The organism is Burkholderia sp. PAMC 26561 (genome assembly GCF_001557535.2).
Classification (GTDB): Bacteria; Pseudomonadota; Gammaproteobacteria; order Burkholderiales; family Burkholderiaceae; genus Caballeronia.
Map to the genome: position 1 here is coordinate 331069 of NZ_CP014307.1, position 24618 is coordinate 355686.

Below are 24618 nucleotides of genomic sequence, written 5' to 3' on the forward strand. Positions count from 1 at the left end.
CAATGACACGGGGTCATGGCCAGCCGAACGCTTAAAAGCCCTGCAATTACGAGGTTTTCATAAGACGCGTGCTCCGCTACAGTAGCCGGTCACGTTCTTTTCGAGTGAGCGAAACATGGACGTACCGGAGCACACCGCAGAGATCGCCACGCCAACGCCGTCACAGCTCGTTTCGGCATCCGCACGCGACGCAGGCCTGAGCCTCATCCGTAACCTGTCGGTTCCCAAGGCATTTCCCGACGTTGCGCTGGAAGCGCAGTTCCTCGAAGACCATAGCCGGCGCTTCTGCGCCTTCCGGCGCGCGTCCGCGCTGCTCGCGTTGAGCGTGTGGGTCTGCTTCCTCTGGTACGACTTCAATTTCGGGCGCGTGAGCACGGTGCTCGAACCCGTGTTCATGGACATCATGGCGCTGCGGTTTGCGGGCATCGTCTGGCTGATGTTCGTGCTAAGCCTGGCTCTGCGGGGTTCTTTCGCCACCCATGCCGCATCCCAGCGGGTGACGCTCATGGGCGTCTACGGCTGCAACCTGTTGCTGCTCCTGCTGGTTTCCATCACGCCACGGCCGTTCAACTACACGTGGTATTTCGTCGGCCTTTACCTGGTCTTTTTCTTTCAGTTCGGTTTCTTCTATCTGAAGTCGAAGGTCGCGTTGACGGCCGCCGTGGTCACGTTTTCCAGCATCATCCTGCTGCAGCTCACCATCCGGATTCTTTCGCCCGAAGATTTCTACATGGGCATGTTCTATCTGTTCAACGTGGTCGTGATCGGACATGGTGTGTGTGTTCACGCGGAACGGGTATCGCGCGAACGCTTTTCGGCCGAGCGCGCGCTCGGCGTGCTCAACAATGAATTGCTCACGGCGAACGTACAACTGGAGCGCAAAAACCTCGACTTGCTGGCATCGAAGAAAGATCAGGACACAAAAACTCGCGCGCTGATATCGCTCAAAGAGCAGCAAACGTTGGCCGCAGAAACGGCCAGCAAGGAGAAGTCCAATTTCCTCGCCGCCGCCACGCACGATCTGCGGCAACCCATGCACGCGCTCAACCTCTTCCTGCAAGCGGCCGCCGAAGCCGTGCGCCACGACGACGTGACTGAAGCGGCGAGGCTTATCGATGAATCCGGCCGTTCCTCCGTGATCCTCGCGCGATTCCTGAACGCCGTGCTGGATCTCTCGAGGCTCGAATCGGGTCGCGTGATGCCGCGATATCACGTGTTCGACCTGAAGCTCGCGGTGTTCGAAGTCGCCGAGCAATTGCGCCCGCTTGCCGCCATGCATGGCGTCGATCTGCGCCTGCGCATGCCTGCCGCGCCCGTCTACGTGCGCAGCGACTCGCACTGGCTTCAACGGGCTATTGCGAACCTGGTATCCAACGGAATTCGTTACGCCGATGCCGTCAAGAATCCCAAGCCCGTTGTGATCGTGGGCGTGGTGCGCTCGGCGACGCGTACGCGCATCGATGTGGTCGATAACGGCATCGGCATTGCGTCCGAGCACTGGGACGCAATCTTCCAGCCGTTCTTCCAGGTCGGCAATGCGGAGCAGGACAACGATCGCGGGCTCGGGCTGGGATTATCGATCGTGAACGCGGTGGTCTCGATGCTGGAGGAGCATCGGATCGAACTGAAATCGGCTGAAGGCCGTGGTTCGCGTTTCTCGCTTGAAATGCCGATTTGCGGCTCGCCGCTTGGAGACGCCGCGCCGCGCGCAAAGGGCGACACCGCTGACTATCTTGAAGTGCCGCTCGAAGGGCTGTACGTATTGTTGGTCGAGGACGACAGCCTCGTGCGGGCATCGACGGAAGCGCTGCTCGTGCAATGGGGCGTGCTGTTCGATTCGGCCAGCAGCTTCGAGGAGTTCGAACAGATACTGGGTTCGATCGAGCGATACCCGGACCTGATCATCACCGACTTCCGTTTGCGCGATGAAAAGACCGCCCGTGAAGTCGCGATGCTCGGCGCCGCCAAGTTGGGCCGGCGTTGCCCATGTCTGGTCGTGACGGGCGAGCCCGCCGCGACGATCGTGCCGCTTGCCTGCGATCACGACGTGCTGAGCAAGCCGGTGAGTCCTGCGGAACTGCGCAGGCAGATGGCATCGCTGATATCAGGGAGGTCGTTTGCTGAAGCGGCCTGGCGGTGCTGAAGGAGAAGATCGAGCCAGTGCTGACACGGTGATTCGGGTGTACTTGGTTGCAATGGGCAGGCGACTCGCCTGCCCTTGCGTTTCTTATTTTTGGTCTCTCAGATCCTGCCCAACCCCCGCTTACCTTGCCGGCACCGCGGCACTACCCATCGGCATCTCAATTCCCCGGCGCGCCATCTCTACAATCAGGAAGGTTCGCCGTGTCACATGAAACCGCGCAAGGAGATCGCTCGAATACTCCTTCGCAGTGTTCTCGCTGATATTCATCTTCCTGGCGATCGCCTTGTTCGATAAACCCTGCAGCAAATACCGCAGCGTTTCCGTCAGCCGTGGCGGCAGGTTCAGCGACTCGACCGTCACGCCTGAATGCGTCGATACCGGCTTGGGGCTGTGGCCGCCCTTTCCAAGCACGCTATTAGGCAAATACACCCGGCCGCTCAGGATAGTCTTGAGCGCCTCGCGAAACACGCCCGCGCCTTGCTCACTCGCTTTCGATATAAATCCGCATGCGCCGCTCCTGATGCATTCCAGCACCGTATCGCGATCATCTTGTGCGGACAGCATGATGGTCTGCACCTCGCGCTCCTGTTCCCCGATCCAGTTCAGCAGATCGAGGCCCGTGGAGTTCCCCCGCAATTGATAGTCGAGAAAGACCAGATCGTACGAGCCGCCGGAGAGTTTTTCCTTGGCCTGTTCGATGCCGTCAGCCTCATCGATATCGAGTAACGGTTCATTGGCAAGGATCAGGCTCTTCATGGCGCTTCGCGTGAGCCCCTCGTCCTCGACCAGCAGCACCGTCTTGAAGTTACCGTTTTCCATTGCCATTCCCAAAAATCACAATTCGATGGTACCGGTAAGGTGGCCTCCCGCAACCCCTCCTTTCGCAGGGATCAGTGGGAGGGTATTCGATCCCCCCGAAAATCGCGCGACATGCCCCTCCTCGACCGGGTTTTGCGGCGAACGCTTAAACGCGACACTGCGTCATCGACTCTGCAACACCGCCATCACCGAACTCGAAGCTGCAGCTAGCGAGAGGAGACACGGTCCGGCGTTCCACTCACATAAAAACCACGAGGAGGACATCATGAGCAGTCGTTCAGGCACCGATGACGAGAGACACTTTGCGTTATGGAGCGGCAAGCAGGCACGTATGCCAGTCGGTTCGCCCCGCGTGTTGATCGCGCATCAGGACAAGCTGATTGGCGAGTCGCTGGCAGCATTGCTGCGGCTTACCGGATTACAGGTGATGCAAACGCAGAACCTGAAGTCAGCGCGTTCATTGCTGCAGAACTGGAAACCCCAGGCGTTGATACTGGATACGCGGCTCGACAGCGATTCCGGTTACGCCTTCATCAGCGCGCTACGGCCCGACGCCGACATGACCGGCCGCCTGCTGGTCGCAATCAGCAATATCTGGCCGGCGGACCCCATCGAAACGCTGAAGCACGCCGGATTCGATGCCCATTGCCGCCGTCCCTGCGCCACTTGGCGCCTTGCGGAAATGCTGACCACCTACTTTTCGATACCGCAACGCCGCAGCTACTAGCACGTGCGCGGCCTGGCTTCAGCCGATCGCCATGACGATCAGCACCGCGCCCACCACGGCCACTGTGTCTTCTATCAGCGCGGCAGGCAGATCACGGCCAAACCCACGCGCCAGCGCACCCCGGGCGCTCGCCCCGCCAAACGTGCCGATGACCGCACCGATCAAGCCGGCCACCGCACCACCGATCATCGATCCGGCCGCCGCCCCTATCGCGGCGCCGCTCACGGCACCGGTCACAAGCCGGGCGCCGAACTGCATCGGCACTTTGCGGCTGGGCGTCTTGGGCAACTGGTCCGTGACGAGTTCAATCAGGGCAAGCGCCGTCAGGATGTACGGCGTAATCGTCGCGCCGAGAAAAGCCAGCGGCGTGTGCTGCAGCGGCAGGAGGCCAAGGTGCGCGGCCCAGCTTACGGCGGCGGGCGCGGTCATCGCCCGGAGACCGGCAATCACGCCGATGAGCAATGCCAAAAGATAGAGGGACATCAAAAGCTCCGGTGGTTCGAAGAAGGAAGATCGGGATCTCAGTGAGCCAAACGCAGTTCGCGTTCCCGAGCAATATCCGAACTCAATCGATCAAGGAAGGACCATGAAAAACGGCGCGGAGTCCAAAGACGTCCGCGCCGTTTTCCTATAGAGCTCAAAGCAGTTTAAAACGTGCTCCAGCCGTCATCGCCGGCAGCTTTCAGTTGGGCGACGCGAACGGCCGGCGCTCGTTTCTGCACGCCCTGTGCACCCCTCGCAATCGCACGAGCTTGCGGCGCCACGCTCGCCGCCGCAGAACCCTCCATCTGGAAAAACGCAACCGCATCCATCAACTGGCGCCCTTGTTCCTGCAGCGAATGCGATGCCGCCGCGGCTTCCTCCACCAGCGCCGCGTTCTGCTGCGTGACTTCGTCCATCTGTGTGATCGCCTGATTCACCTGTTCGATACCGCGCCCCTGCTCGATCGATGCCGCCGCGATCTCCTCCATGATGTCCGTCACGCGCGCCACCGCCTGCGTGACTTCGGCCATCGTCTCGCCGGCCTGCCCGGCAAGCACCGATCCGCTCTGGACCTGCTGCACCGAGTTGGCGATCAGCTCCTTGATCTCCTTGGCCGCGCTCGACGACCGTTGCGCCAGGCTGCGCACCTCGCTCGCCACAACGGCAAACCCGCGTCCCTGCTCGCCCGCCCGCGCCGCTTCCACGGCCGCGTTCAGCGCCAAAATGTTCGTCTGGAACGCGATACCTTCGATCATCCCGGTGATTTCCGCAATCTTCGCCGAGCTCGCGCTGATGCCGTGCATGGTGTCGACCACCTGGCTCACGACCTTGCTGCCGCGCTCTGCGACATTCGATGCACTCGATGCCAGAGCGCTTGCCTGCTGCGCGTTCTCCGTGTTCTGCTTCACCGTCGATGTCAGCTCTTCCATGCTCGCCGCCGTTTCCTCCAGCGACGCCGCCTGTTCCTCCGTCCGTTGACTGAGGTCGGTATTGCCGGTGGCAATCTCGGTGGAAGCGTTGGCAATGCTTCCGCTGCTTTCACGCACGCGGCTCACGGTTTCGATCAGGCGCGCGTTCATATCGGCGAGCGCGCCGAGCAACTGGCCGGTTTCGTCCTTCTGCATCACCACGATGCGGCTTCGCAAGTCACCACGCGCGACGGTGCTGGCGACATCGACTGCACGGCGGATCGGGACGGTGATCGAGCGCGTAATGAATACGCCCGCGGCGGCTGCCAACGCAAGCGCGGCGACGCAAAGCGCGACCATCCAGTTGCGCTGCGTCTGGTATTGCTCGTCTGACTCGCGCACCATCTGCTCCTGACGCCCACGCGTGTATTCCGCGTAAGCGTTCGTGGCCCTGACAAGCGCGGCCAGCAAGGGCCGGCATTCGTTGTCCATCTTCACGATGGCCTCGTCGTGCTTGCCGCTCAGCGCCAACGCCACGATGTCATTCGCGACCGGCCCGTAGAGCGATTCCACACGATCCACCTCGCTCACGAGGCTGCGGGCAGTGTCGCTGCTGTCAGGCCCGGTTGCGACCATGGTTTTCAGGAGCTTGAGCTTCGTCTGCACATCTTCCGAGGCCTGAATCACTTCGGCCTTTTCGATCTCGAGGTCCGATGGTTTCGTGACGAGCACGAGATTGCGCGCGGCGATTGCCCGGCGATCCACGGCCGTGCGCACTTGCGTGGCGACATCGGCGCGGGCATTCGGGCCATGCACATAGCTGGAGAAGCCGTCGGTCGAGGCGCTTAAAGCGTGCAGCGACATCACCGAAACGCCCAGCACGATGACGGCGAGCACACCGAATCCTCCGATGAGCTTGCTCTTGATGGACACGTCTTTGAGATTCATGTGGCGACTCCTGCCCTCACGGGCATAACGGCTGAGTTGCCGCTGCGGCCTTTGCCCCCAAAGAACCGCCAGCGGATCGAGTGCGGCGCGGGCGGACCGGTTTTATCGATGGTCCTGCCCGCGGCCCATGCCTGTCGCAAAGTGCTTTAAGACGGCGAGGCTCTCACCCCTCGAACGCGATAAACTTTTTTCGTGATGCTCCGTCGCACATTTGTCGATCCAGGCAATGTGTTTATCGACCGCCAGAAAAATTGCTTGAGGAAAAAGATGCAGATCTTTTACTGAATTTCGCAGCGCCCGTGGTCCTGAGGGATTTTTTGCCGACGCATACGACAAAGGCGCACCCGAGGTGCGCCTTATTGATGTTGACCGCACTATTGCGCGCGTCAGTCAGGGATTTTCACGACCGGCTGAAATCAGCCGCGATCGTCGACCCAGTTGCGGGCCCACTTGCGGGAGTGGCCGATTGCTTGCGCTTCGTCCTTGAAGTAGTCAAGGGCATGAAATTGATAGCGATTGCCTTTGCCTGTGCCGCTGTTACGTTCAAGCAGCAAATTGGACGCGAACAATCCGTCCGGCAGACGATGTGCGAAAGCTATGACTTTGTAGCCGTGATACTGCGAAATTTTAGAGTTATGGTTTGAGTTATGCATGGGTGATACACACGAATGAACGCCGTCCCACAAAAGCTTGTGCAAGGACGCGTCGTTGCTGGCACGAGGCCATGAATTCGCAGAGGAGCAGCAGAAATACAGCAGAAAGCAGCCCGAGGTACAACGCGGCGACGAACTCAAAACGTTCGCAGCTCGATCGCGATGTAGCAGCGGAGTGTTGCAGGAGATTGCAGGGGACTAAAGCGGCAGAGGACTAATGCGACAGCGGACTAAAGTGGAGGTGCAACACATGCAAGCAGAGGCAGACAGGTGCAATGCTGATGGCAGCGGCGCCGTGGAACCTGATAACTCAAAGATCACCTGGTTGATACGGCTGCCGCAACCGGGAGCCAAAGCTCCGCGAAACGCTTGATACACGTGTGAACCGGTGCGAACCAATTCACACGCTGAAACAAATTACACCGTCAATTACAGCGGGGTAATGTTCGAAGCTTGCAGACCCTTCGGGCCTTGCTTCGTTTCGAAGCTAACCTTCTGGTTTTCGGCGAGGGTCTTGAAGCCTTCGCTGCGAATTTCCGAAAAGTGGGCGAAGAGGTCGTCGCCGCCTGCGTCAGGCGTAATGAAGCCGAAGCCCTTGCTGTCGTTGAACCACTTGACGATACCGGTATCCATATTAAATCCTTGAAAATATAAAGATGATGCAACCTCTGAATGAGGCGAGAGAAGTTTCAAGGAAGTGAGAGGACAACAAATACCGCGGAGATGACAACGGAGAATGATGAACAGCAATCGAACTTCTTGAAATACTTCGACCCTCAGATTACGTCCGCTGAGGAGCCGTGTCAAGCTATTTCGGACTGAGCTTAGTCACGCAATGTGACTATTCGCCCCGCCGCCCCTGCGCACGTCACTCCGGCACGGCAATATCGCCCGCAACGAGGCTTGCGCCGTACTGCTCGGCGTAGTCGCGGGCGGTCTGTGCATCGGGGAAAAGCGGCATGTCCGCGCAGCCCACGAAAGGATAGATCACGCGCTTGTCGGAGAGGCGCGTCACGCGCAACGTGGGCATGGTGCCGCCCGTTGCGCGCCGGGACGATACCGCCACGTTGTAATTGCTCCGCACGGCAGGCTTGTCGAGTGAGGACACGGCGCGAGAAAGGTCGAGTGAGGATGAGTAACTCATAGATCGGAGATGGATTCGCCCGCTACGCTGCCGTCGATCAGTTGCTCGGCGTAGCGCATCGACGCGAGGCGCGCTTCGCCCGAACCGGTAAAAGGGCTTTCGCCCGGCACGCGATAGACCCGGCTGGTCGTAGTGCTGTCATCGATACCGCGCCGCGAGATTTTCACGGCGGCGTCGAATCCTGAGTCGTAATGCCGCGAACCGTCCGCGCCACGCGGCTTGTGGGGGTAGATCAGCGGGTAGATTTCAAGGCCGCGGTAGCTTCGTACTGTGTCATTCATGATCATGCTCTTTCGGTTGTGCGCGAGGTCCCGAGATTCCGTCACGCGGTATTGCTGCCTGGCTCTCAGCCCAGTTCATGTGCCGTCGTTCATTGCGCCGTCATTGCCTGTCTTCAGCGGCACAGGCGCTGCCGCAACAGCCGGCGTAGCCGGCCTGAAGCGCCTTACCGAATGCGAAAAGCGTCCGCTGCGCGCGTTGTAGAGCGCGCCTGCCTGCACCTTTCCGTCGATGATGTCCCGGCCGTACTGCATCGCCAGTTCAATCGCCGCATCCGCGCTCGCCGGCTCCGTGCCCTTGAGACCCGGCGAATATCGCTTCGAGGTCGCAGTGTCGGTGGGAACCGAATCGATCTGGACGATTGCGGAAAATCGCTTCGGGCCTTTTGCGAACGGATCGCCGTGGGGCGGGAAAATCTGCTGCGAATAAGCACGCAGTGCAAAGCCGCGATATTCGCTGATATGGATGGTCATGACGCACTCGCTGAACACACTGCGCTGACCGCCGTGGAAAACACCTGATGAACCGATAGAGAAAACAGGCGGTCATCGGCATCGGAACGATTAAGAATGCGCCGAATTGGTGTTTTGGGCAAGGCAAATCGGAGTAAGCGCCGATTCCGGGGATGCTTGCCGCGCGGATATGTCCCGACAGTATTTAAAGCGATGGATGAACTCTCCGGACGATTTTCCCGTTTTCATGAGTCCGGAGTTCAAAGCGGTATTCAAAGCGGTATAAGTGGCCGAATTGTTAATCCACAAGCATAAAGCGCCGTTTCAAATATTCTTGAAACAGCGCTTTTTAAGCTGGACTGCAATCAGGTAGAAACCCGCGCCTTCGGCTGATCTTTCTGCCGCAGCGTTGCCGGCAGGCCGAAAAGCAGAATCGCGGCGCAAACCAGGCTCATTGCCCCGATTGCATACAACGCTGGCGTCGTGCTGCCCGTCAGGTCGCGGACCCGCCCGACCATGACCGGGCTCACGATGCCGCCGAGCTGCCCGAGTGTGTTGATCAGCGCGATGCCCCCTGCCGCTCCGGCACCCGTCAGCAGTTTGGGCGGCAAGGCCCAGAATGCGGGGATCGATGCAACCACGCCGCCGCCCATCACGCCCAGTGAAATGATGAGCAAGCCGGTCTGTTTGTCGAAGATGCCTGCGGCGAAAAACCCGATCGCCGCCATCAGCAACAATCCGGAGACGAACTTGCGGCGCTCGCCGGACGCATCGGAAAGACGGCCGACGACGACCATGCAGATCGCGCCGCAGATGTAAGGCACGGCGGTCAACAGACCGATCGTCGTCGGGTTGTGTGTGCCTGCGCTGCGAATCAGTTGCGGCGCCCAGAAGTTGAGTCCGTAGGACGCCACCTGGATCAGGAAGTAGACCAGTCCGAGCGTCAGGAACCCCGGCGTCGTGATTGCGCCCCAGAGCGATTTCCCGGCGCCCGAGTGCGGGGCCTGACGCACGATACGGCTTGCGAGCATCGACTTTTCGGTGGGGTCGAGCCAACCCGCGTCTTCAATGCGGTCCTTCAAAACCTTGAGCACGAGCACACCGAGTGCTATGCACGGCAAGCCACCGAGCAGGAACAGCCAGTGCCAGCCGCGAATCCCGAGCACGCCATCCATGTGGCCAAGCACGAGACCCGAGAGCGGTGCGCCGACCAGCCCCGAAAACGCGGAGGCCAGGAACAGCAAGGAAGTGATGCGTCCGCGATGACTCGCCGGGAACCACAGCGTGAGGTAATACAGCACGCCGGGTGCAAAGCCCGCTTCCATCGCGCCGATGATGAAGCGCAGCCCATAGAACTGCCATTCATTGCCCACGAACACCATCAAGCTCGTGGCAATACCCCAGGAAATCATGATGCGCGCAATCCATCGGCGGGCGCCGACTTTGTACAACATCAGGTTACTTGGGACTTCGAACAAAACATAGCCGATCACGAAAAGGCTTGCGCCGAGGCCGTAGGCGGTGTCCGAGAAACCCAGGTCGCTTTGCAACTGGAATTTCGCGAAGCTGATGTTGATGCGGTCGAAAAAGGCGAACAGATAGCAGATCATGATCAGCGGCATCACCCGCCACGCGACCTTCCGGATGATCGCCTTGAAATCGGTTTCGTCTTGCTCGTGTACTGCGGTCGCCGTGGCGCCTGGAACGCTCATGATCGTCTCCTGCCGGACTGGTTGTTATGTCCGGTCATCGTTATTGAAGGTGATGAAGGTGATGACGGCGACTATTGAACCGCACCTTCGCGGCGCAGGCGGGCAACGTCCTGCGAATCGAAGCCGAGATCTTTTAATACGGAGTCCGTATGTTCTCCAAGCGAAGGCCCCTGCCAGCGAACTTCGCCTGGGGTGTCCGAGAGCTTGGGTACGATGCCTGGCATCTTCACCGATACCCCACCGGGCAGCGCTGCATCGAGCAACATGTCACGCGCCTGGTAATGCGGGTCCGCAACGATGTCCGCCACGGAATAGATCCTGCCCGCAGGTACTTCCGCTGCTTCGAGCGCGGCGATCACGTCTTGCGTGCAATGGTGCGAGGTCCACGCGGTGATGGCGGCATCCAGCGTTTCGCTCTGCGCGGCGCGACCGTCGTTGCGGGCGAGCGCGGGGTCATCGGCGAGATCGGCGCGGCCTATTACGTGCATCAGGCGCTTGAAAATCGGATCGCTGTTGCCCGCAATGACGACATAACCGTTGTCTTCGGTCGGATACGTATTCGATGGCGCAATGCCCGGCAACGCGCCGCCACTGCGCTCACGCACGTGACCGAGCAGATCGTATTCGGGGATCAGGCTTTCCATCAGGTTGAACACGCTTTCGACCAGCGAAACATCCACCACTTGCCCGTCGCCCTGCCCTGTCTTCACGCGCAGGATGGACATCAGCGCGCCGATCACGCCATGCAGCGACGCGAGCGAATCGCCGAGACTCACGCCCACGCGCGCAGGCGCACCATTGGCTTCGCCGGTCGTGTAGCGGATGCCGCCCATCGCCTCGCCGATCGCGCCAAAGCCCGGACGGTCGCGATACGGCCCGGACTGGCCGTAGCCGGAGATGCGCACCATCGTGAGCCTGGGGTTGATTTCGTGCAGGATGTCCCAGCCGAGGCCGAGTTTTTCGAGCGCGCCGGGACGCAGGTTTTCGATGATGACATCGGCGTCCGCAACAAGGCGCTTGACGACATCCACACCGTCCGGCGACTTGAGATTCACGCACACCGACTTCTTGTTGCGCGATTGCAGATACCACCAGAGTGACGTGCCCTCGTGCAGCTTTCGCCATTTGCGAAGCGGGTCGCCATTGTCGGGCGCTTCGATCTTGATCACGTCGGCGCCGAACTCTCCCATCAGCCGGGCGGCGAACGGCGCTGCGATGAGCGTGCCGATCTCGATTACGCGAATGCCTGCAAGCGGTCCGGCCATGATGCATGTCTCCAGAAATGTCCAGTCTGAAGACAGCTTAGGAGCGCGCCGCGCCCCGCGTCCAACCTCAATTCACCAACGACCGTTCGCGAACGGCGAACGCTCAAGCCGGATTCTGTTCGTTATGCTCGACTGAGAGCAGATGATCGAAGAGCATTTTGCTGACGGGAGACAACGCGCCGACGTCGCGCACGACGACGATCAGATCTCGCTGGCTCCAGGGTTCATCCAGTGTGACAGCCGTTAGTCCCAGCGGGCGGCCGACCGTGTTGAACACCTTGAGCGGCAGCACGCTGATGCCAAGACCGGTCTGGACCATGCGGCACACGGCATCGAAACCGGGCACCTGGATGCGCAGGCGCAGCGGCTTGCCCGCCTGCCGCGCGGCCATGTGCGTGCGCAGGTTGATGGAGCTTGCCGCGTGCAGCCCGACATGATCGCCGTCGAGTGTCTCGACGAACGCGACCTTTTCGCGACTCGCGAGCGCGTGATCCTCGCGCATCACGACGACGAGCGAATCGTGCCGATAATGCGACACATGCAGTCCACGGGTATCCGCTTCGCCCGAGCAGATGCCGACATCGGCGAGGCTGTCGGCTATGCCCTCCACCACGCCGCTGCTCGGCCGCTCTTCCAGGTCGAGCTTGATGCGTTCGTTCATCGAAAAGAAAGCGCGCAGATCTTCCGGCAAGAATTCGACGATAGCCGAGAGGTTCGCCATCATCCGCACATAACCGCGCACGCCGGTTGCATGCTCGGCAAGTTCGATGCCGATATTCTCGACATCGCGCAACACGCGGCGTGCGTGGTGCAGCAGCGTTTCTCCGGCCGGCGTGAGCTCCATGCCGCGCGCACGGCGAACGAACAGCGCTGCGCCCACGGCCTGTTCGAGTTCCAGCAGACGTTTGCTTGCAGCCGACACCGCGATCGCCTCGCGCTCGGCAGCGCGTGTGAGCGTGCCTTCCTCGTAGACGGCGAGGAATAGTTGCAGCGTGGTGAGGTCAAGCCGTCTCAGGAGGTTTTTGAGTGCCATGCGCGGGTCGAGCATCGTGGGGCGGAAGATGCCCGATGTTACCCGAGGCGTCCTGAGAGCATCATTCCTGCCGTGTCTCGCTCCATCCGCCGCCAAGCGAACGGTAGAGCGCAACCGCCGCAAGCGCGTGCTCGCGTTTCGCCTGATTCAACGCGTCCGAGTCTTTCAGGTAAGCGTCCTGCGCCGCGAGGACATCGAGGAAACCGCTCGCGCCGCCCTTATACAGTTGCGTGGAAAGCCGCAGCGACTGGTCGGATGACTGCAACGCGTCTTTCAAACGATCTGCCTGCTCCGACGTGCTGACGAGATCGCTGCGCGTGTCTTCCACGTCTTTCAACGCCTGCAGCATGGTCTGCCGAAGGCGCAGATCGGATTCCCGCATGCGGCTTTCGCTCTGTTCGATACCCGCGGTGATGCGCCCCGCGTTGAAGATCGGGCTCGTTGCGTTGAGCGCGGCGCTGAAAAGGTTGTCGGTGAGCGTAGGCAGGCCGACGTACGACGCTGCCAGCAAACCATCAGTCAGTTGCAGCGAAAACTTCGGATAGCGATTCGCGTTCGCCACGCCGACTTCCGCCGCGCGCTGCGTGAGTTCGGCGTAGGCGCTGCGGACATCGGGACGACGCAACAGCGCTTCTGACGGCAGCATTTGCGGCACGGCATCGGTCGGCGTCGGGATTGCGGCGGGCGTGGCGAGCACGAGGGTATCGACCGATTCGGGCGTGCGCCCCGAGTACACCGCGATCAGGCTCAACTGATGCTGAATCGTCGATGCCGCCCGCGGCAAGCGCGATTGCAGTTCGCTCAACTGGTTCTGCGCACGGGCTACGTCGAGCCGCGTGGAGAGTCCGTACTGCATGCGTTCTTGCGTGAGTTTGAGCGCGCGTTCGCGGATGGCGACGTTGTCTTGCAGGATCTTCTGCTCGCTTTGCGCCCATCGGAGATCGACATACGCCGATGCCGTGTTTGCCGCGAGCGCGAGACGAAGTTCATCGACGGCGTGTTGACGGCCGGTCAGTTGCGCTTCTGCCGCCAGTAATTCGAGGCGTTCTCCGCCGAAGACATCGGGCGCCCAGCCAAGCGCGACGCCAAACCCTGCATCACGTACGTAACCCAAAGGCGGCGGCGCGTTCTGGCGGGTGTTCGCGGCCGTCGCAGTGGCGTCGAGCTCGGGCAAGAGCACCGCACGACGTTGCGTGGTGACGGCCTGCGCCTGTTTCACGCGCTCGATCGCCGCTTGCACATCGAGGTTCTGGCTCAGCACCGACGCCACCAGTTCGTGCAGCACCGGGTCGCCGAATTGCAGCCACCATGCGGCGGTATCGGCGTTGTCCTGGGGTGCATCGACGCTCCAGTTTTCGGGCGCAACCGTCTTTACCGTCGATGGCAGATCCGCGTGCTGCGCGGGTTGAACGGCGCATGCCGCGAGCATCAGGCCCGGTATCAGCGCCATCAGCGCCAGCAATCTTTTATGCATGATCGACCTTAATGAGCGTCAGGAGAAGGCGGAGCAGCGCCGATTGGCCGCGCGAATATCACGCTGATTGCGCCGATGGCAAAGCACATCGAGAGTACGAAGAACGTGTCGGAGAACGTGAGGACGAGCGCCTCGCGCATCACGAGCGCATGCAGGTTCGCAAGGCTGGCGCTGGTCGCATTCAACGCGTCGCCAGCGGCCGACCCCCAATGCGCGAACTGGCGCGTGAGGAATGCCTCGGTTTGCGGGTTGCCGGTCGTGACGCTTTCGCTCAGGCGCTCGTAGTGGAAATTCAGGCGGTCGTTGAGCATGGTCGCGCTCACTGCAATGCCGATCGCCCCGCCGAGATTGCGCATCAGGTTGAACAAACCGCTTGCCGACTTCAGGCGTGATTGCGGCAACGAACCAAGCGCCATGGTGACCACGGGCGGCACGAGGAACTGCTGTCCGATTCCGCGCAGCGCTTGAGGCAATAACAACTGCTGCCAGCCCCAGTCGTTGGTCAGCGGCACATAGAAATAACAGCCGACACCAAAACACACGATCCCGAAGATAAGGCACCAGCGCATGTCGACGAGACGGGAAATGTAGGCGTATGCGCACAGCGACATCAACTGGAACACACCGACCGAAAGCAACGCAATGCCGATCTGCAGCGAATCGAATTCACGCACACGGCTCAGGAACAACGGCGTGAGAAACACCGAAACGAAGATGCCGATGCCCGTCACGAACGAAAGCAGACAGCCGATCGCGAAGTTCCGGACCGCGAGCGCACGCAGGTCGACGACAGGATCCTTTGCAGTGAACGCGCGGACGAGGAACAGAAAGGCGCAGATGGCGGAGATCCATGTACAGGTGACGATCACGTCATCGCCGAACCAGTTCTTGCGCGGACCTTCTTCGAGCACGTATTCCAGGCAGCCGAGAAAGCCCGACATCAGCGCAATGCCCAGGTAGTCGCCTTTTTTGAGCAAGGCCAGATTCGGTTCATCGATATGAACGAATTTCGGCACCAGAATGGCAACGACAAGGCCCGGCACGAGGTTCAGATAAAACAGCCAGTGCCACGACCATTGCGATGTGATCCAGCCGCCGATCACCGGGCCAATAGCCGGCGCGAGCGATGCAAGCGCGCCGATCGTCGTCGATGCAATCACGCGCTGCTTGCCTGGGAACAACACGAACGCCGTGGTGAAAACCGTGGGAATCATCGCGGCGCCGAGCGCGCCTTGCAGACCGCGAAAGAGGATCATGGAGTTGATGTCCCATGCGAGGCCGCAGAGCATGCTCGTGATGGTGAAGCCGACCGCCGAGGCTACGAACAACCATCGTGTGGAGAACACTTTCGAGAGCCAGCCCGACATCGGGATCACCAGGATTTCCGCGATCAGGTAGGACGTCTGCACCCACGAGAGTTCGTCCTGGCTTGCGGACAAGCCTCCGCCAATGTCCTTCAACGACGACGCCACGATCTGGATATCGAGCGTCGCCATGAAGAAGCCCAGGCACATCAGCGCGAAGGCGAAGATGCGTTGCTTGACCGGCTGGTCGGCGGGAGTGAGGGGCGCGGCGTTCATGAATGGCTCACGCCGCCGAGGTGCACCGTGACCGTTGCCGAGAGTCCGGCGCGCAGCACGTTCTCCTTGCCGGGCGGCACGTCCAGGCGAATTCGCACGGGTACGCGCTGCACGATCTTCGTGAAGTTGCCCGTGGCGTTCTCGGGCGGAAGCACGCTGAACGTCGCGCCGGTTGCGGGCGCCAGGCTTTCTATATGACCCTGGATCACGTCGCTCGCGGCATCGAGCGCCACGTCGACCCGATCACCCACGCGCATCTTCTTGAGTTGATCCTCCTTGAAGTTTGCATCGACCCAAAGGCCGTCCGCCGGGACGACGGTCAGGAGCGCCGCGCCCGTGTTTGCCAGCATGCCGACGCGTGCCGTGCGATTGCCTACGTAGCCATCGACCGGCGCGCGAATGGTCGTGTATTCCACATTCAACTCGGCAACGCGTCGCAACGCGACGGCGGTCGCCACCTTTGCTTTCGCGTCTTAGACCTGTGCGGCGAGCACGGCGAGCTGACGGGTGGCGGCAAGCGTTGCGGCGTTGCTGTTGTCAAGCGTCGCGCGGGCCTTGAGAAAGTCGGCATCGGCACGTTCGACTACCTGATTCGATACCGCCTCGTCCTTCACCAGTTGCCGATAACGCACCTGATCCGACGCGCTGCGCGTGACTTCCGCCGACGACGCCCGCGCCTGCGCCTGACTCTGGTTGATCACGGCGGCCTGCAGTTGCTGCCGCGCAACCAGTTCATCAACCGATGCACGTGCGCTCTTCAGGTCGGCGTCGGCCTGGGCGAGACGGGCATCGTAGTCGCGGGAATCTAGGCGGACCAGCACTTGTCCGGCCTTCACGCGCTGGTTGTCGGCGACCAGTAACTCGGTCACGAAACCGTTCACCTTCGGCGCCATGACGGTGACGTTGCCGCCTACATAGGCGTCATCGGTGCTCTGGACAAAACGCAGCACGGTGTACCAGTAAGTGGCGGCAGCGGCCACCACGACCAGCACGACGATGATCGCCGCCGGCATCCAGCCGATCCGGAACGAGCGCCGGGCGCCTCCTTCAACGGCGGGAGATGCGGTGGACGCAAGCGGCGTGGAAGGCGTGGTCATGTCGTTTCCTGTTGGTTGCATCGGATATCTTTTAAGCGCGTGGTCATTCGCTCGTCAGCCGGAACAGTTCGCGCCGCAGGCGCGCGGCCTGCCGCCGCCCGAACTTCGCTTCGAATTCTTCCTGCGCCGCATGCCAGTGGCGCAGTGCATCGGCGAGCCTGGCCTGGCCAATCTGTGTGAGCGTGAGTTGCAGCCGCCGCTGGCACGGACCGCCCAGTTCCGCCGATACCAGACCGTTGCGCAACAACGGCTGCAGCACGCGAACGACTGTCGTGCGTTCCATCACCATTGCTTGCGCAAGCTCTGCCATCGTCATGTCGGGCGCGCGTTCCAGCGCCGACACGATGCTGAATTGCGTCGGCGTCATGCCGGCCGCCGAGAGATGCCGCTCGTAAAGCTGCGAGATGTGGCGCGCGGCCTGCCGGAGGGCAAAACAGTCATCGTGTCGGGGTGGACGGGTGTGCATGTGCACAGACTAAGTGTGTATATGCACCTAGTCAACCGTCATCGCGCACATCAGATTGATGTCGAGTCAGTCAACAATGGAATGGAATCGATGCAAAAGGAGGATGAAAGCTGACGCTTCAGACTTCGAAAAACTCGGATGCATGCTCGATGAACGCCCGCACCTTGGCCGGCAACAAGGTCCGGCTGCTATAGGCGAGACGGATTTCGATGGCGCCATCGATTATCTCGAAGTCGTCCATCAGCGAAACCAGCGTGCCGGCCGCAAGCTCGTCGCGCACCAGCGCGGAAGGCAGCACGCCCACGCCAAGTCCCTGCAACACGAGGCCGCGGTTCAGCAGCGCATTATTCGATGTCATGTCGGCCTTGGTCTGCACCGTCAATTCTTCGCCGTCGCCCAAGCGGAACGTCAGCATATGCTTGCGGATGGACGGATGCATGGCGACGAACTCATGTTCCGCCAGGTCCGCGGGGTGAATGGGCCGCGGCTTGTCCGCCAGGTATTCGGGCGTGGCCACGATCACAAGCGGGATGCGTTCAAGCAGGCGCGTGACGGTGGTGTCGCTGGTCAGCATGAAAGGCAGCACGATGCCGAGATCGTAACCGTCGGCGACCAGATCGACGGGACGCTCCGTCAAGGTGACATCCACGCCGACCAGCGGATAGCGGCGTCGAAAGGTGGCGAGCAGCGGCACGAGGCGGCTCAATGTCGCCGTGGTATGGGAAACCACACGCAGGTTGCCGCTTGGATCGCTGGCACGGTTCGACGCCTGCGTTTCCAGCGCATCGAGTTCATCGAGCACGCGCGAGCAACCCTGGAAAAACTTCTCGGCGGTTTCCGTCAGCGAAATATGTCGGGTCGTGCGATGAAAAAGCCGGTTACCGAGCCGCTGCTCGAGCGTGGAGATGGCACGCGATACAACCGGCGGCGAGACGCCAAGCAGATCGGCGGCGCGCGTGAAGCTTTTCGCCTCCACGACCGCCCGGAACACTTTCAGGCTTGTCAGATAGTCCATCGCTCGATCCTTGAGAAAGCCGCGCGTTTCAATGTTGATGTCGGGCGCGGACGTCGTCGGGATTGTGCGGCAAATCCAGGATCTGGACTGGAATGGCAAGACCGGCTTGCCCGTGACTTAGAAAAGGTGGGGTGGCGTGCGGTCGGTCAGGCTGCGTGGAAGGGTTTCATCGAGCGTCAGTTCAAAGTGCGGCAGGTCGGCCAGCTTGCCGTGGAATTCAGTGACATCCTCGCTGGTGAAAAGACCATCGAGGTAGTCAAACGTGATCTGCGACGCAATGTTCTGCAGCGCTTTTTTCTCGCTCGCTTCCGGCTCCGATTCCAGTTCGTCGACGTCCAGCGACACGACAAACCCCTTCTTTTCACGATGCTCGATCGCGCCGATATCGATCAGTTTGCCATCGCCGTTTTGCGCCAGAACGCGATGGTCGGTTGCGAACAACTTGAAGGTGTAAGCGAGACTTGCCGCCAGACTCGCCGGAGCGGAGTCGTCGGCCTGCCTGGGTTTGGATGCCATGGTTCGGTCCTCGGTTTCAATGATTTCAGCCGGCCTCTCCAACGTCTTTCGGGTCGGACAGGTCGGTGCCGCTTCCGGGTTTGGGCGGTGCGGGCTCGCCCTTGGGCGAGTCCTTCTCCGCGTCGCTCAGTTGCCGGTCTGCTGCGGTGGCATCGTCGTCACGTTGTTTGGGCGGTGTGTCGCGTGATGATTCTGTCGCCATGGTTCAGTCCTCGGTTGAAATGGATTCAGGTGCCCCGGCCGGTCTTCGCCTGAAGCTCTTCAATTCTTCGCGACGCCTCCGCTTTATTCAGCGATGCATCAAATGGTTCTTTCGCTTCTTCCGACAACGTCTTTAAATACGATGCCTGCGCGCCGGTCATTGCTTCGTCGCCCGTGACCCAGTCGGCAGGATCTTTTTCGGCATTTGATGTCGGATGGCTCTTGGGGTTTTCGTCGGCTGGCTGATTCGGTTGATTGCTCATGATCGCGTCCTGGTTGAGGTCACAAGTCCACAGCAAGCCGTGTTCCAAGCACTCAGGACGTTTTTGCCGGGAGCGTTACTTGCTCGACTCAATTCATCGATAAAACCGGGCGGCGACTCCAGCCGAATAACAATGACATTCTCCCCACGCGTTCTTTTGATGATCGGCAGTTTGATCGCGGCATCGGCTGTCCCACTTTACGCCGATGGCCAGCAGCAAAAGCCCAACAAGCTCGAGTCCGACAGCACGCCAGCCTACGACGAGCACAACACCACGTCGCCCGCGAGCGCTACGAGTTCCTCCGTGGCGCGGGACAACGCCCTCAAGCCCGCGCCGGGCAAGGTGTCGGCGGGAAAGGAGCCGCCCAGCGGCCGCAAGAACGGAATGGGGCTCGATGCTGGCGCAAGCAGCATGAGCAAGAAGCCCTGAATGCTTTCAGGTTTTTTCGGGCCAGGGCCAGCGGGTGAGGCCCGAGGCCTCTGAGGCTTCCGGTTCAGGTTCGCCTTCGGCGGGAGGTGCTTTCAGGCCTTCCGCAAACCACGCGACGTCTTTTCTGCGCTCGGCCACGTACCTGGACCACCCTTGCGGATTGCCGGCAAAAAGATCGTGCTGCACTGTCGATGCTAATAACGGCCGGTTCAGGTTTTCGTCGAGCAACGACTTGGGCCAGAGAAAGAACGCGTTGGCCGCGCGATCCGATACGGTTCGCGGCGACATTGCGGAATCGATGAAACCCAGCCATGTAAAACTCACCAGCGAATCTTCCGCGACCAGCGCCTCGCCGAGCGTCGCGTGCGGTGCGCCGCTGCGTGACAGGCACGAGAGCGCTTCGAGCACATCGCCCAGATGCAGGAGCAGCGCACGTCGTTCGTAAGCATCATCTTTCATCAACGTCTCCGGAATGTTCGTGTGATTGCGCGAGTGGATGCGAGCACAAACCGGAGCACGAACCGGTCCAGCGTTCGTCCATGCAAGGATCAGCTTTCGCGCTTCTGAAAACTCACCCGATAATCATTCGGCGACACGCCTAGCCGCTGCCGGAACACGATCCGCATCCGGTCCGCTGTCCCAAAGCCGCACTCATACGCGATGGTCTTCAGCGGCGTGACCGTGCTTTCGAGCGCGTTGCGCGCGGCATCGATACGCGCGCGTTCCACGAAATCATGCGGCGTCAGTTCGGTCGCCTCCACGAAAGCCCGGGCGAAATTGCGTTCGCTCATGCCAGCGATCTGCGCGAGCTTCTCGACCGTGAGCCGCTCGCCGATATGCTCCATCACGTAAGCCTGGACCCGGGCGGCGGGTGAGGTCTCGTCGGCGGGTGCACTCAGGTAAGGACTGAATTGCGACTGGCCGCCACGTCGCTGAGCAAACACCACAAGCCGTTTCGCCACCGCCAGCGCGACCGTCGAGCCATGATCCTCTGCGACGAGTGCAAGCGCGACATCGATACCCGCCGTCACCCCCGCCGACGTGACGAGGTTTCCGTCGCGAATATGAATGCGGTCGAGCTCCACGTTGGCCTTGGGAAACATCCGTGCGAGTTGCGGCGCGTTCTGCCAGTGCGTCGTCACATGACGGCCATCGATCAAACCCGCATGACCCAGCGCGAAGGCGCCCGTGCAGATCGACCCGTAGCGATCGCAGCGGGACGCGACATCGCGCAACCAGGCTGTCAGGCGCGGGTCGGGTTGATCGACTGGAAGCGCCGGGCCGCCCGCGACCAGCGCGATATCGAAGCCGCCCTGCGCTTCATCGCATGTGAGATCCGCAAGCATGCGCGTGCCGTTCGACGCGCGCACCGGCGTGTTGTCGACACCCACCAGCGTGATCGCGTATCCGTCGTCCAGCGCGACAAACCCGTTCGCTTCGGCGAAAACATCGAGTGGACCGGCTACATCGAGCGCCTGCACTTGCGGAAAGATCGCGATGGCGACGCTGCGCATGAAGTCGTGCTCCTCAAGAATTTGCGGGGGTTTTTCGGTGCTTGGCAGCAGACGCCGTGCGGTTGGCAGGCTTCGACGGATGACATCGATTGCCGCAGCAACCCGCCGGGGCGACACTGATCTGGTCGTCCAACCTCTTCAGCTTGCCCGGCGAACCCACGCAGTTTAACAAGACGTCCGCGGCAAACCTCACACCAAGGAGCACCGAACATGACTACCACGATCGCCGGCATCCGCATCCCCGACAGCGCCATGGCGCGCGCCGCCACAGAACTCGTCCGCGATACCGAGCCGGACCTTCTCTACAACCACTCGCGCCGCGTGTTCCTGTTCGGCGCGCTGACGGGTGAGCGCCGCAAGCTCGGCTACGACGCCGAGCTGCTTTATATCGGCGCGATGTTCCACGACATGGGCCTGATCGATGCCTACAGCAGCAAGCACGACCGCTTCGAAGTCGATGGCGCCAACGCGGCGCGCGATTTCCTGAAGGGCTATGGCATTGGCGAACACGACATTGAACAGGTCTGGGATTCCATCGCGCTGCACACCACGCCCGGCATTGCGCAGCACAAGAAACCGGTTGTCGCGCTGGTCACGGCCGGCGTGGAAATGGACGTGCTGGGTCTTGCATACGACGAATTCAGCGACACACAACGCAAGCAGGTCATTGCCGTGCATCCGCGTGAAGTGAATTTCAAGGAAGGAATCATCGATGCATTCGCGCACGGCACGATCCAGAAGCCGGAAACGACCTTCGGCAATGTGAAAGCCGATGTCCTCGCGCTGAAAGACCCGACTTACAAACGCCTGAATTTCTGCAGCCTGATTTTGGGCTCCGCGTGGAACGACAGCCCGGGTGCATGTGCGCATTGCAACGATGCATCGCACAATCACTGAGCTGCGCGCTCGCCCCGACAGCCGTTCCTCTACTGGAACGGCTTGTTTATCGCTAAAACAGATAAGCGTATGGGATTTGGTTTGTTGACCTTGTACGCGCGGAAACATAGATTCGATAATCTGCCAAAGCAATTTCCCAATCGAATAACGAGTCCCGCGTGACGACCCAAACTCTCAACCAGACCATTGCAATCACGCCGTTCCAAGGCCCGGTAGGCGCCGAAGTAACCGGTCTCGACCTGAGCCAGCCTCTCGCCGACGACGATTTCAAGCGCATTCACCGTGCGCACCTCGATCATCACGTGGTCGTGTTCCGCGACCAGCGCATCACGCCCGAACAGCACATTGCCTTCAGCCGCCGCTTTGGTCCGCTGCAAATCCACGTGCTTCACCAGTTCCAGTTGAGTGGCCACCCGGAGATCCTGATCGTTTCGAACGTGATGGAAAACGGCAAGCCGATCGGTCTTGGCGATGCCGGGCACTTCTGGCATTCGGACCTTTCGTATAAGGAAACGCCCAGCTTGGGTTCACTCTTGCACGCGCAGGAATTGCCGTCGGAAGGCGGCGATACGCTCTTCGCGAACATGCATCTGGCTTGGGATACGTTGCCGCAAGCGTTGCGCGATGCAGTAAAGGGCCGCTTCGCCGAACACACCTATCTTGCAAAATACGCCGAACTGCAAAAACGCAGCCCGTGGAGGCCGAATTTGTCGGCTGAACAGATCGCTCAGGTCAAACCCGTGGTACAGCCGATCGTGCGCACGCATCCGGAAACCGGGCGCAAGGCTCTGTTCGTGAGCGAGCACTTCACCACGCGCGTGATCGACATGCCCGACGACGAGAGCCGCGATCTGCTGCAAGCGCTCTTCGACCACAGCGTGCGCGAAGAACATCTGTACCGGCATCAATGGCGTGAACATGATCTCGTGTTCTGGGACAACCGCTCGCTGATGCACCTCGCGGCCGGCACGCCCGATCATCTGCGCCGCAAGATGTACCGGACCACGATTGAAGGCGATACGCCGTTCTGATCACATCTTCCAGAACCGCAATTGGCTCCGCACGGATCGCGTGTTCGCGGGACTCGCCGCGCTGATCGGGATCGGCCTGGTCGTCGAACTCTCGTCTTCGATACCTTCGAGCGCCTGACGGTTCGCCGCTGAGGCGTGCAACGATAGGGCCTTTTACCGCAGATATGAAAACCCGCGAGATTGCGTCTCGCGGGTTTTTTTACGCCTGCTGATTTCAGAACACGTTGACCGGCACATTCACCATCAGGCGATACACATCGCTCGAAGAATCCGAATAATATTTGCCGCCGTGGTGATGCATGTAATAGAACTTGGCGCTCGCGCCCTTCAGTTTGCCCGAACCGATGGTATAAGACGGAATGACGCCAAACTCGTAATGCGTCCCGTGAACCGGTTCGCCGTTTTTCCAGTACAGATCGTGAAGCGAACTGGCGGGATCGGCATAACGGTCGGCCAAGGTCGATGCATCCGCGCCCCAGCCGTACGCACCCCACGTCGTCACCTTCGCGCCAGGCAAACCATAACCGGCAAGATTCAACGTGTAACCGAGTTGGAGTGACTTTTCATGCGGCGCGTTGTAGTCCACATCGAGCGAGTTCGCCAGATAATCCCCCGCCGACTGACCGACATAATCGAAGAACTGGTTGCTCGCGATTTGCTGGAAACCCACGGAAATGGTATGCGCGTTGTGCGTACCCGATAACAACAAGCTATACGCATGGTTATTGATGGGACCATTCCTGCTTTGTCCGACGTCATGCGTGTAGTAATAAGTCAGATTGCCGGTCCAGCGAATCTGTGCCGGATCGCCAATACTGTGACCCAGCGTCAGGTAATACTGGTCCCAGACGTTCTCGGCACGGCTGGCATATAACGACGCTGACGTGTCGTCATTGGGCGCGTAATCGCCGCCGGCAAACGTAAAGCGGCTGAACCGGGTGCCGCCGTATTCCGTCTTCAGCGTGGTCACGCTGGTCTGGCCGCGCGCCATGACGCCATCCACGCTTCCCGCCTTGAGCGTCACGTTCCTGATCTCTTCGCTGGCAAGAGAGAAGCCGCGATAGCTTGGCGGCAGCGCGCGGTTATCGTGGGGAACGAGAAAGGGGTTATCGAATAGTTGCAGGCCGTATTTGAGCACCGTATTCGATACCCGCGCCTTTACGTCCCACACGCCTGGATACGTCCACGCCAACTGGTTCTGGCCGGTCTGGCCATCGTGATTCAAATGCACGCGGTTTCCCGCGCCTTGTCCGCCATTCAGTTTTAAATCGCTGAACAACGACGCATCCAGACCCACGCCGAATAATCCGCGCGTATACCCCGATTCAAATACTGCCTGATTACCCAATACCCACGCGTCCTTGTTCTTCGCCCCATCCGATTCCAGGCGCTCGGTATAACTGCGGAAAAGCAACTTCAAATGTGAATCTTCGATAAACCCCTGCGATTTCGATTGATTGCTGATAGGCGCGTCGGCTTCTGTATTAGGCGGGGAACTCGGTGGTGCTTCAGTGTGACGCGTTGAAACATCGTCATCATCCGCAAAAGCGGAAATGGACGGACCCATCA

Annotated in this window: 26 protein-coding genes and 2 pseudogenes; 7 read left to right on the forward strand and 21 right to left on the reverse strand. The window is 60.5% G+C overall.

Going from position 1 to position 24618, the window contains the following annotated elements:
• Positions 1-115 precede the first annotated feature (115 nt).
• A complete protein-coding gene (locus AXG89_RS17150; protein WP_062171135.1) occupies positions 116-2143 on the forward strand; it encodes an ATP-binding response regulator in 2028 nt (675 codons plus the stop codon).
• A gap of 120 nt (positions 2144-2263) precedes the next feature.
• On the opposite strand, the gene AXG89_RS17155 is transcribed toward AXG89_RS17150, so the two are convergent.
• Positions 2264-2962, reverse strand: coding sequence for a response regulator transcription factor (locus tag AXG89_RS17155; protein WP_062003699.1), 699 nt, complete (start codon positions 2960-2962; stop codon positions 2264-2266).
• A gap of 265 nt (positions 2963-3227) precedes the next feature.
• Here AXG89_RS17155 and AXG89_RS17160 point away from each other — a divergent pair, with 265 nt between their 5' ends.
• Positions 3228-3689 (forward strand): response regulator, encoded by a 462-nt coding sequence (locus AXG89_RS17160; protein ID WP_062003083.1) that lies wholly within the window; start codon positions 3228-3230, stop codon positions 3687-3689.
• An 18-nt stretch (positions 3690-3707) separates the two neighbouring features.
• On the opposite strand, the gene AXG89_RS17165 is transcribed toward AXG89_RS17160, so the two are convergent.
• Entirely contained in the window at positions 3708-4172 is a 465-nt protein-coding gene (locus AXG89_RS17165) for a hypothetical protein (RefSeq protein WP_062171137.1), read from the reverse strand.
• A 164-nt stretch (positions 4173-4336) separates the two neighbouring features.
• Complete coding sequence (locus tag AXG89_RS17170) at positions 4337-6028, reverse strand: methyl-accepting chemotaxis protein (RefSeq protein ID WP_062171139.1); 1692 nt, start codon at positions 6026-6028, stop codon at positions 4337-4339.
• Positions 6029-6279: 251 nt separating this feature from the next.
• Between AXG89_RS17170 and AXG89_RS44645 the strand changes: the two genes are divergently transcribed.
• Entirely contained in the window at positions 6280-6672 is a 393-nt protein-coding gene (locus tag AXG89_RS44645; protein WP_205583079.1) for a hypothetical protein, read from the forward strand.
• Between the two features lie 438 nt (positions 6673-7110).
• On the opposite strand, the gene AXG89_RS17180 is transcribed toward AXG89_RS44645, so the two are convergent.
• From AXG89_RS17180 to AXG89_RS17245, 15 genes and pseudogenes are all read right to left on the reverse strand, one after another.
• Entirely contained in the window at positions 7111-7314 is a 204-nt protein-coding gene (locus AXG89_RS17180) for a cold-shock protein (RefSeq protein ID WP_056365119.1), read from the reverse strand.
• Between the two features lie 235 nt (positions 7315-7549).
• Entirely contained in the window at positions 7550-7825 is a 276-nt protein-coding gene (locus AXG89_RS17185) for a DUF6723 family protein (RefSeq protein WP_062171144.1), read from the reverse strand.
• Positions 7822-8106 (reverse strand): hypothetical protein, encoded by a 285-nt coding sequence (locus tag AXG89_RS17190; protein WP_062003700.1) that lies wholly within the window; start codon positions 8104-8106, stop codon positions 7822-7824. The genes AXG89_RS17185 and AXG89_RS17190 overlap by 4 nt, the downstream gene beginning before the upstream one ends.
• A 75-nt stretch (positions 8107-8181) precedes the next feature.
• Positions 8182-8577 carry a hypothetical protein gene (locus AXG89_RS17195; RefSeq protein WP_069638390.1) on the reverse strand — a complete coding sequence of 132 codons (396 nt, stop codon included), beginning with the start codon at positions 8575-8577 and terminating at the stop codon, positions 8182-8184.
• A gap of 344 nt (positions 8578-8921) precedes the next feature.
• A complete protein-coding gene (locus AXG89_RS17200) occupies positions 8922-10268 on the reverse strand; it encodes an MFS transporter (RefSeq protein ID WP_062171146.1) in 1347 nt (448 codons plus the stop codon).
• Between the two features lie 71 nt (positions 10269-10339).
• Complete coding sequence (locus AXG89_RS17205; protein ID WP_062171149.1) at positions 10340-11533, reverse strand: CaiB/BaiF CoA transferase family protein; 1194 nt, start codon at positions 11531-11533, stop codon at positions 10340-10342.
• Between the two features lie 103 nt (positions 11534-11636).
• The gene (locus AXG89_RS17210; protein WP_062172557.1) at positions 11637-12566 is read right to left on the reverse strand and encodes a LysR family transcriptional regulator; all 930 of its coding nucleotides are present in this window, start codon (positions 12564-12566) and stop codon (positions 11637-11639) included.
• A gap of 61 nt (positions 12567-12627) precedes the next feature.
• Positions 12628-14040 carry an efflux transporter outer membrane subunit gene (locus AXG89_RS17215; protein WP_062171151.1) on the reverse strand — a complete coding sequence of 471 codons (1413 nt, stop codon included), beginning with the start codon at positions 14038-14040 and terminating at the stop codon, positions 12628-12630.
• Positions 14041-14048: 8 nt separating this feature from the next.
• Entirely contained in the window at positions 14049-15620 is a 1572-nt protein-coding gene (locus tag AXG89_RS17220; protein WP_062003092.1) for a DHA2 family efflux MFS transporter permease subunit, read from the reverse strand.
• A pseudogene (locus AXG89_RS17225) lies at positions 15617-16717 on the reverse strand (HlyD family secretion protein). The gene AXG89_RS17220 and the pseudogene AXG89_RS17225 overlap by 4 nt, the downstream one beginning before the upstream one ends.
• A 43-nt stretch (positions 16718-16760) precedes the next feature.
• Positions 16761-17084 (reverse strand): MarR family winged helix-turn-helix transcriptional regulator, encoded by a 324-nt coding sequence (locus AXG89_RS17230; protein WP_305954584.1) that lies wholly within the window; start codon positions 17082-17084, stop codon positions 16761-16763.
• 217 nt (positions 17085-17301) lie between these two features.
• Positions 17302-18198 (reverse strand): LysR family transcriptional regulator, encoded by an 897-nt coding sequence (locus tag AXG89_RS17235; RefSeq protein WP_062171156.1) that lies wholly within the window; start codon positions 18196-18198, stop codon positions 17302-17304.
• 117 nt (positions 18199-18315) lie between these two features.
• Positions 18316-18714 (reverse strand): hypothetical protein, encoded by a 399-nt coding sequence (locus AXG89_RS17240; RefSeq protein ID WP_062171158.1) that lies wholly within the window; start codon positions 18712-18714, stop codon positions 18316-18318.
• Between the two features lie 25 nt (positions 18715-18739).
• A complete protein-coding gene (locus AXG89_RS42165; RefSeq protein ID WP_162916081.1) occupies positions 18740-18916 on the reverse strand; it encodes a hypothetical protein in 177 nt (58 codons plus the stop codon).
• A 25-nt stretch (positions 18917-18941) separates the two neighbouring features.
• Positions 18942-19178, reverse strand: a complete 237-nt coding sequence (locus AXG89_RS17245; RefSeq protein ID WP_062003096.1) for a DUF3072 domain-containing protein — start codon at positions 19176-19178, stop codon at positions 18942-18944.
• Positions 19179-19310: 132 nt separating this feature from the next.
• Between AXG89_RS17245 and AXG89_RS17250 the strand changes: the two genes are divergently transcribed.
• Positions 19311-19607 carry a hypothetical protein gene (locus tag AXG89_RS17250; protein ID WP_143325505.1) on the forward strand — a complete coding sequence of 99 codons (297 nt, stop codon included), beginning with the start codon at positions 19311-19313 and terminating at the stop codon, positions 19605-19607.
• 6 nt (positions 19608-19613) lie between these two features.
• Here AXG89_RS17250 and AXG89_RS17255 read toward each other — a convergent pair whose 3' ends face one another.
• Together AXG89_RS17255 and AXG89_RS17260 are read right to left on the reverse strand one after the other, a co-directional pair.
• On the reverse strand, positions 19614-20066 hold the full coding sequence (locus AXG89_RS17255; RefSeq protein ID WP_062171162.1) for a hypothetical protein: 453 nt from the start codon (positions 20064-20066) through the stop codon (positions 19614-19616).
• Between the two features lie 89 nt (positions 20067-20155).
• On the reverse strand, positions 20156-21121 hold the full coding sequence (locus tag AXG89_RS17260; RefSeq protein ID WP_062171164.1) for a GlxA family transcriptional regulator: 966 nt from the start codon (positions 21119-21121) through the stop codon (positions 20156-20158).
• A gap of 210 nt (positions 21122-21331) precedes the next feature.
• Between AXG89_RS17260 and AXG89_RS17265 the strand changes: the two genes are divergently transcribed.
• From AXG89_RS17265 to AXG89_RS17275, 3 genes and pseudogenes are all read left to right on the forward strand, one after another.
• Positions 21332-22018 (forward strand): HD domain-containing protein, encoded by a 687-nt coding sequence (locus AXG89_RS17265; RefSeq protein ID WP_062171166.1) that lies wholly within the window; start codon positions 21332-21334, stop codon positions 22016-22018.
• A gap of 158 nt (positions 22019-22176) precedes the next feature.
• Positions 22177-23049, forward strand: coding sequence for a TauD/TfdA dioxygenase family protein (locus tag AXG89_RS17270; protein ID WP_062171168.1), 873 nt, complete (start codon positions 22177-22179; stop codon positions 23047-23049).
• 1 nt (position 23050) lies between these two features.
• Positions 23051-23181 (forward strand): annotated as a pseudogene (locus AXG89_RS17275) (ABC transporter permease); the annotation flags it as partial.
• A gap of 82 nt (positions 23182-23263) precedes the next feature.
• Here AXG89_RS17275 and AXG89_RS17280 read toward each other — a convergent pair.
• Entirely contained in the window at positions 23264-24469 is a 1206-nt protein-coding gene (locus tag AXG89_RS17280) for an OprD family outer membrane porin (RefSeq protein ID WP_236873454.1), read from the reverse strand.
• Positions 24470-24618: the final 149 nt, after the last annotated feature.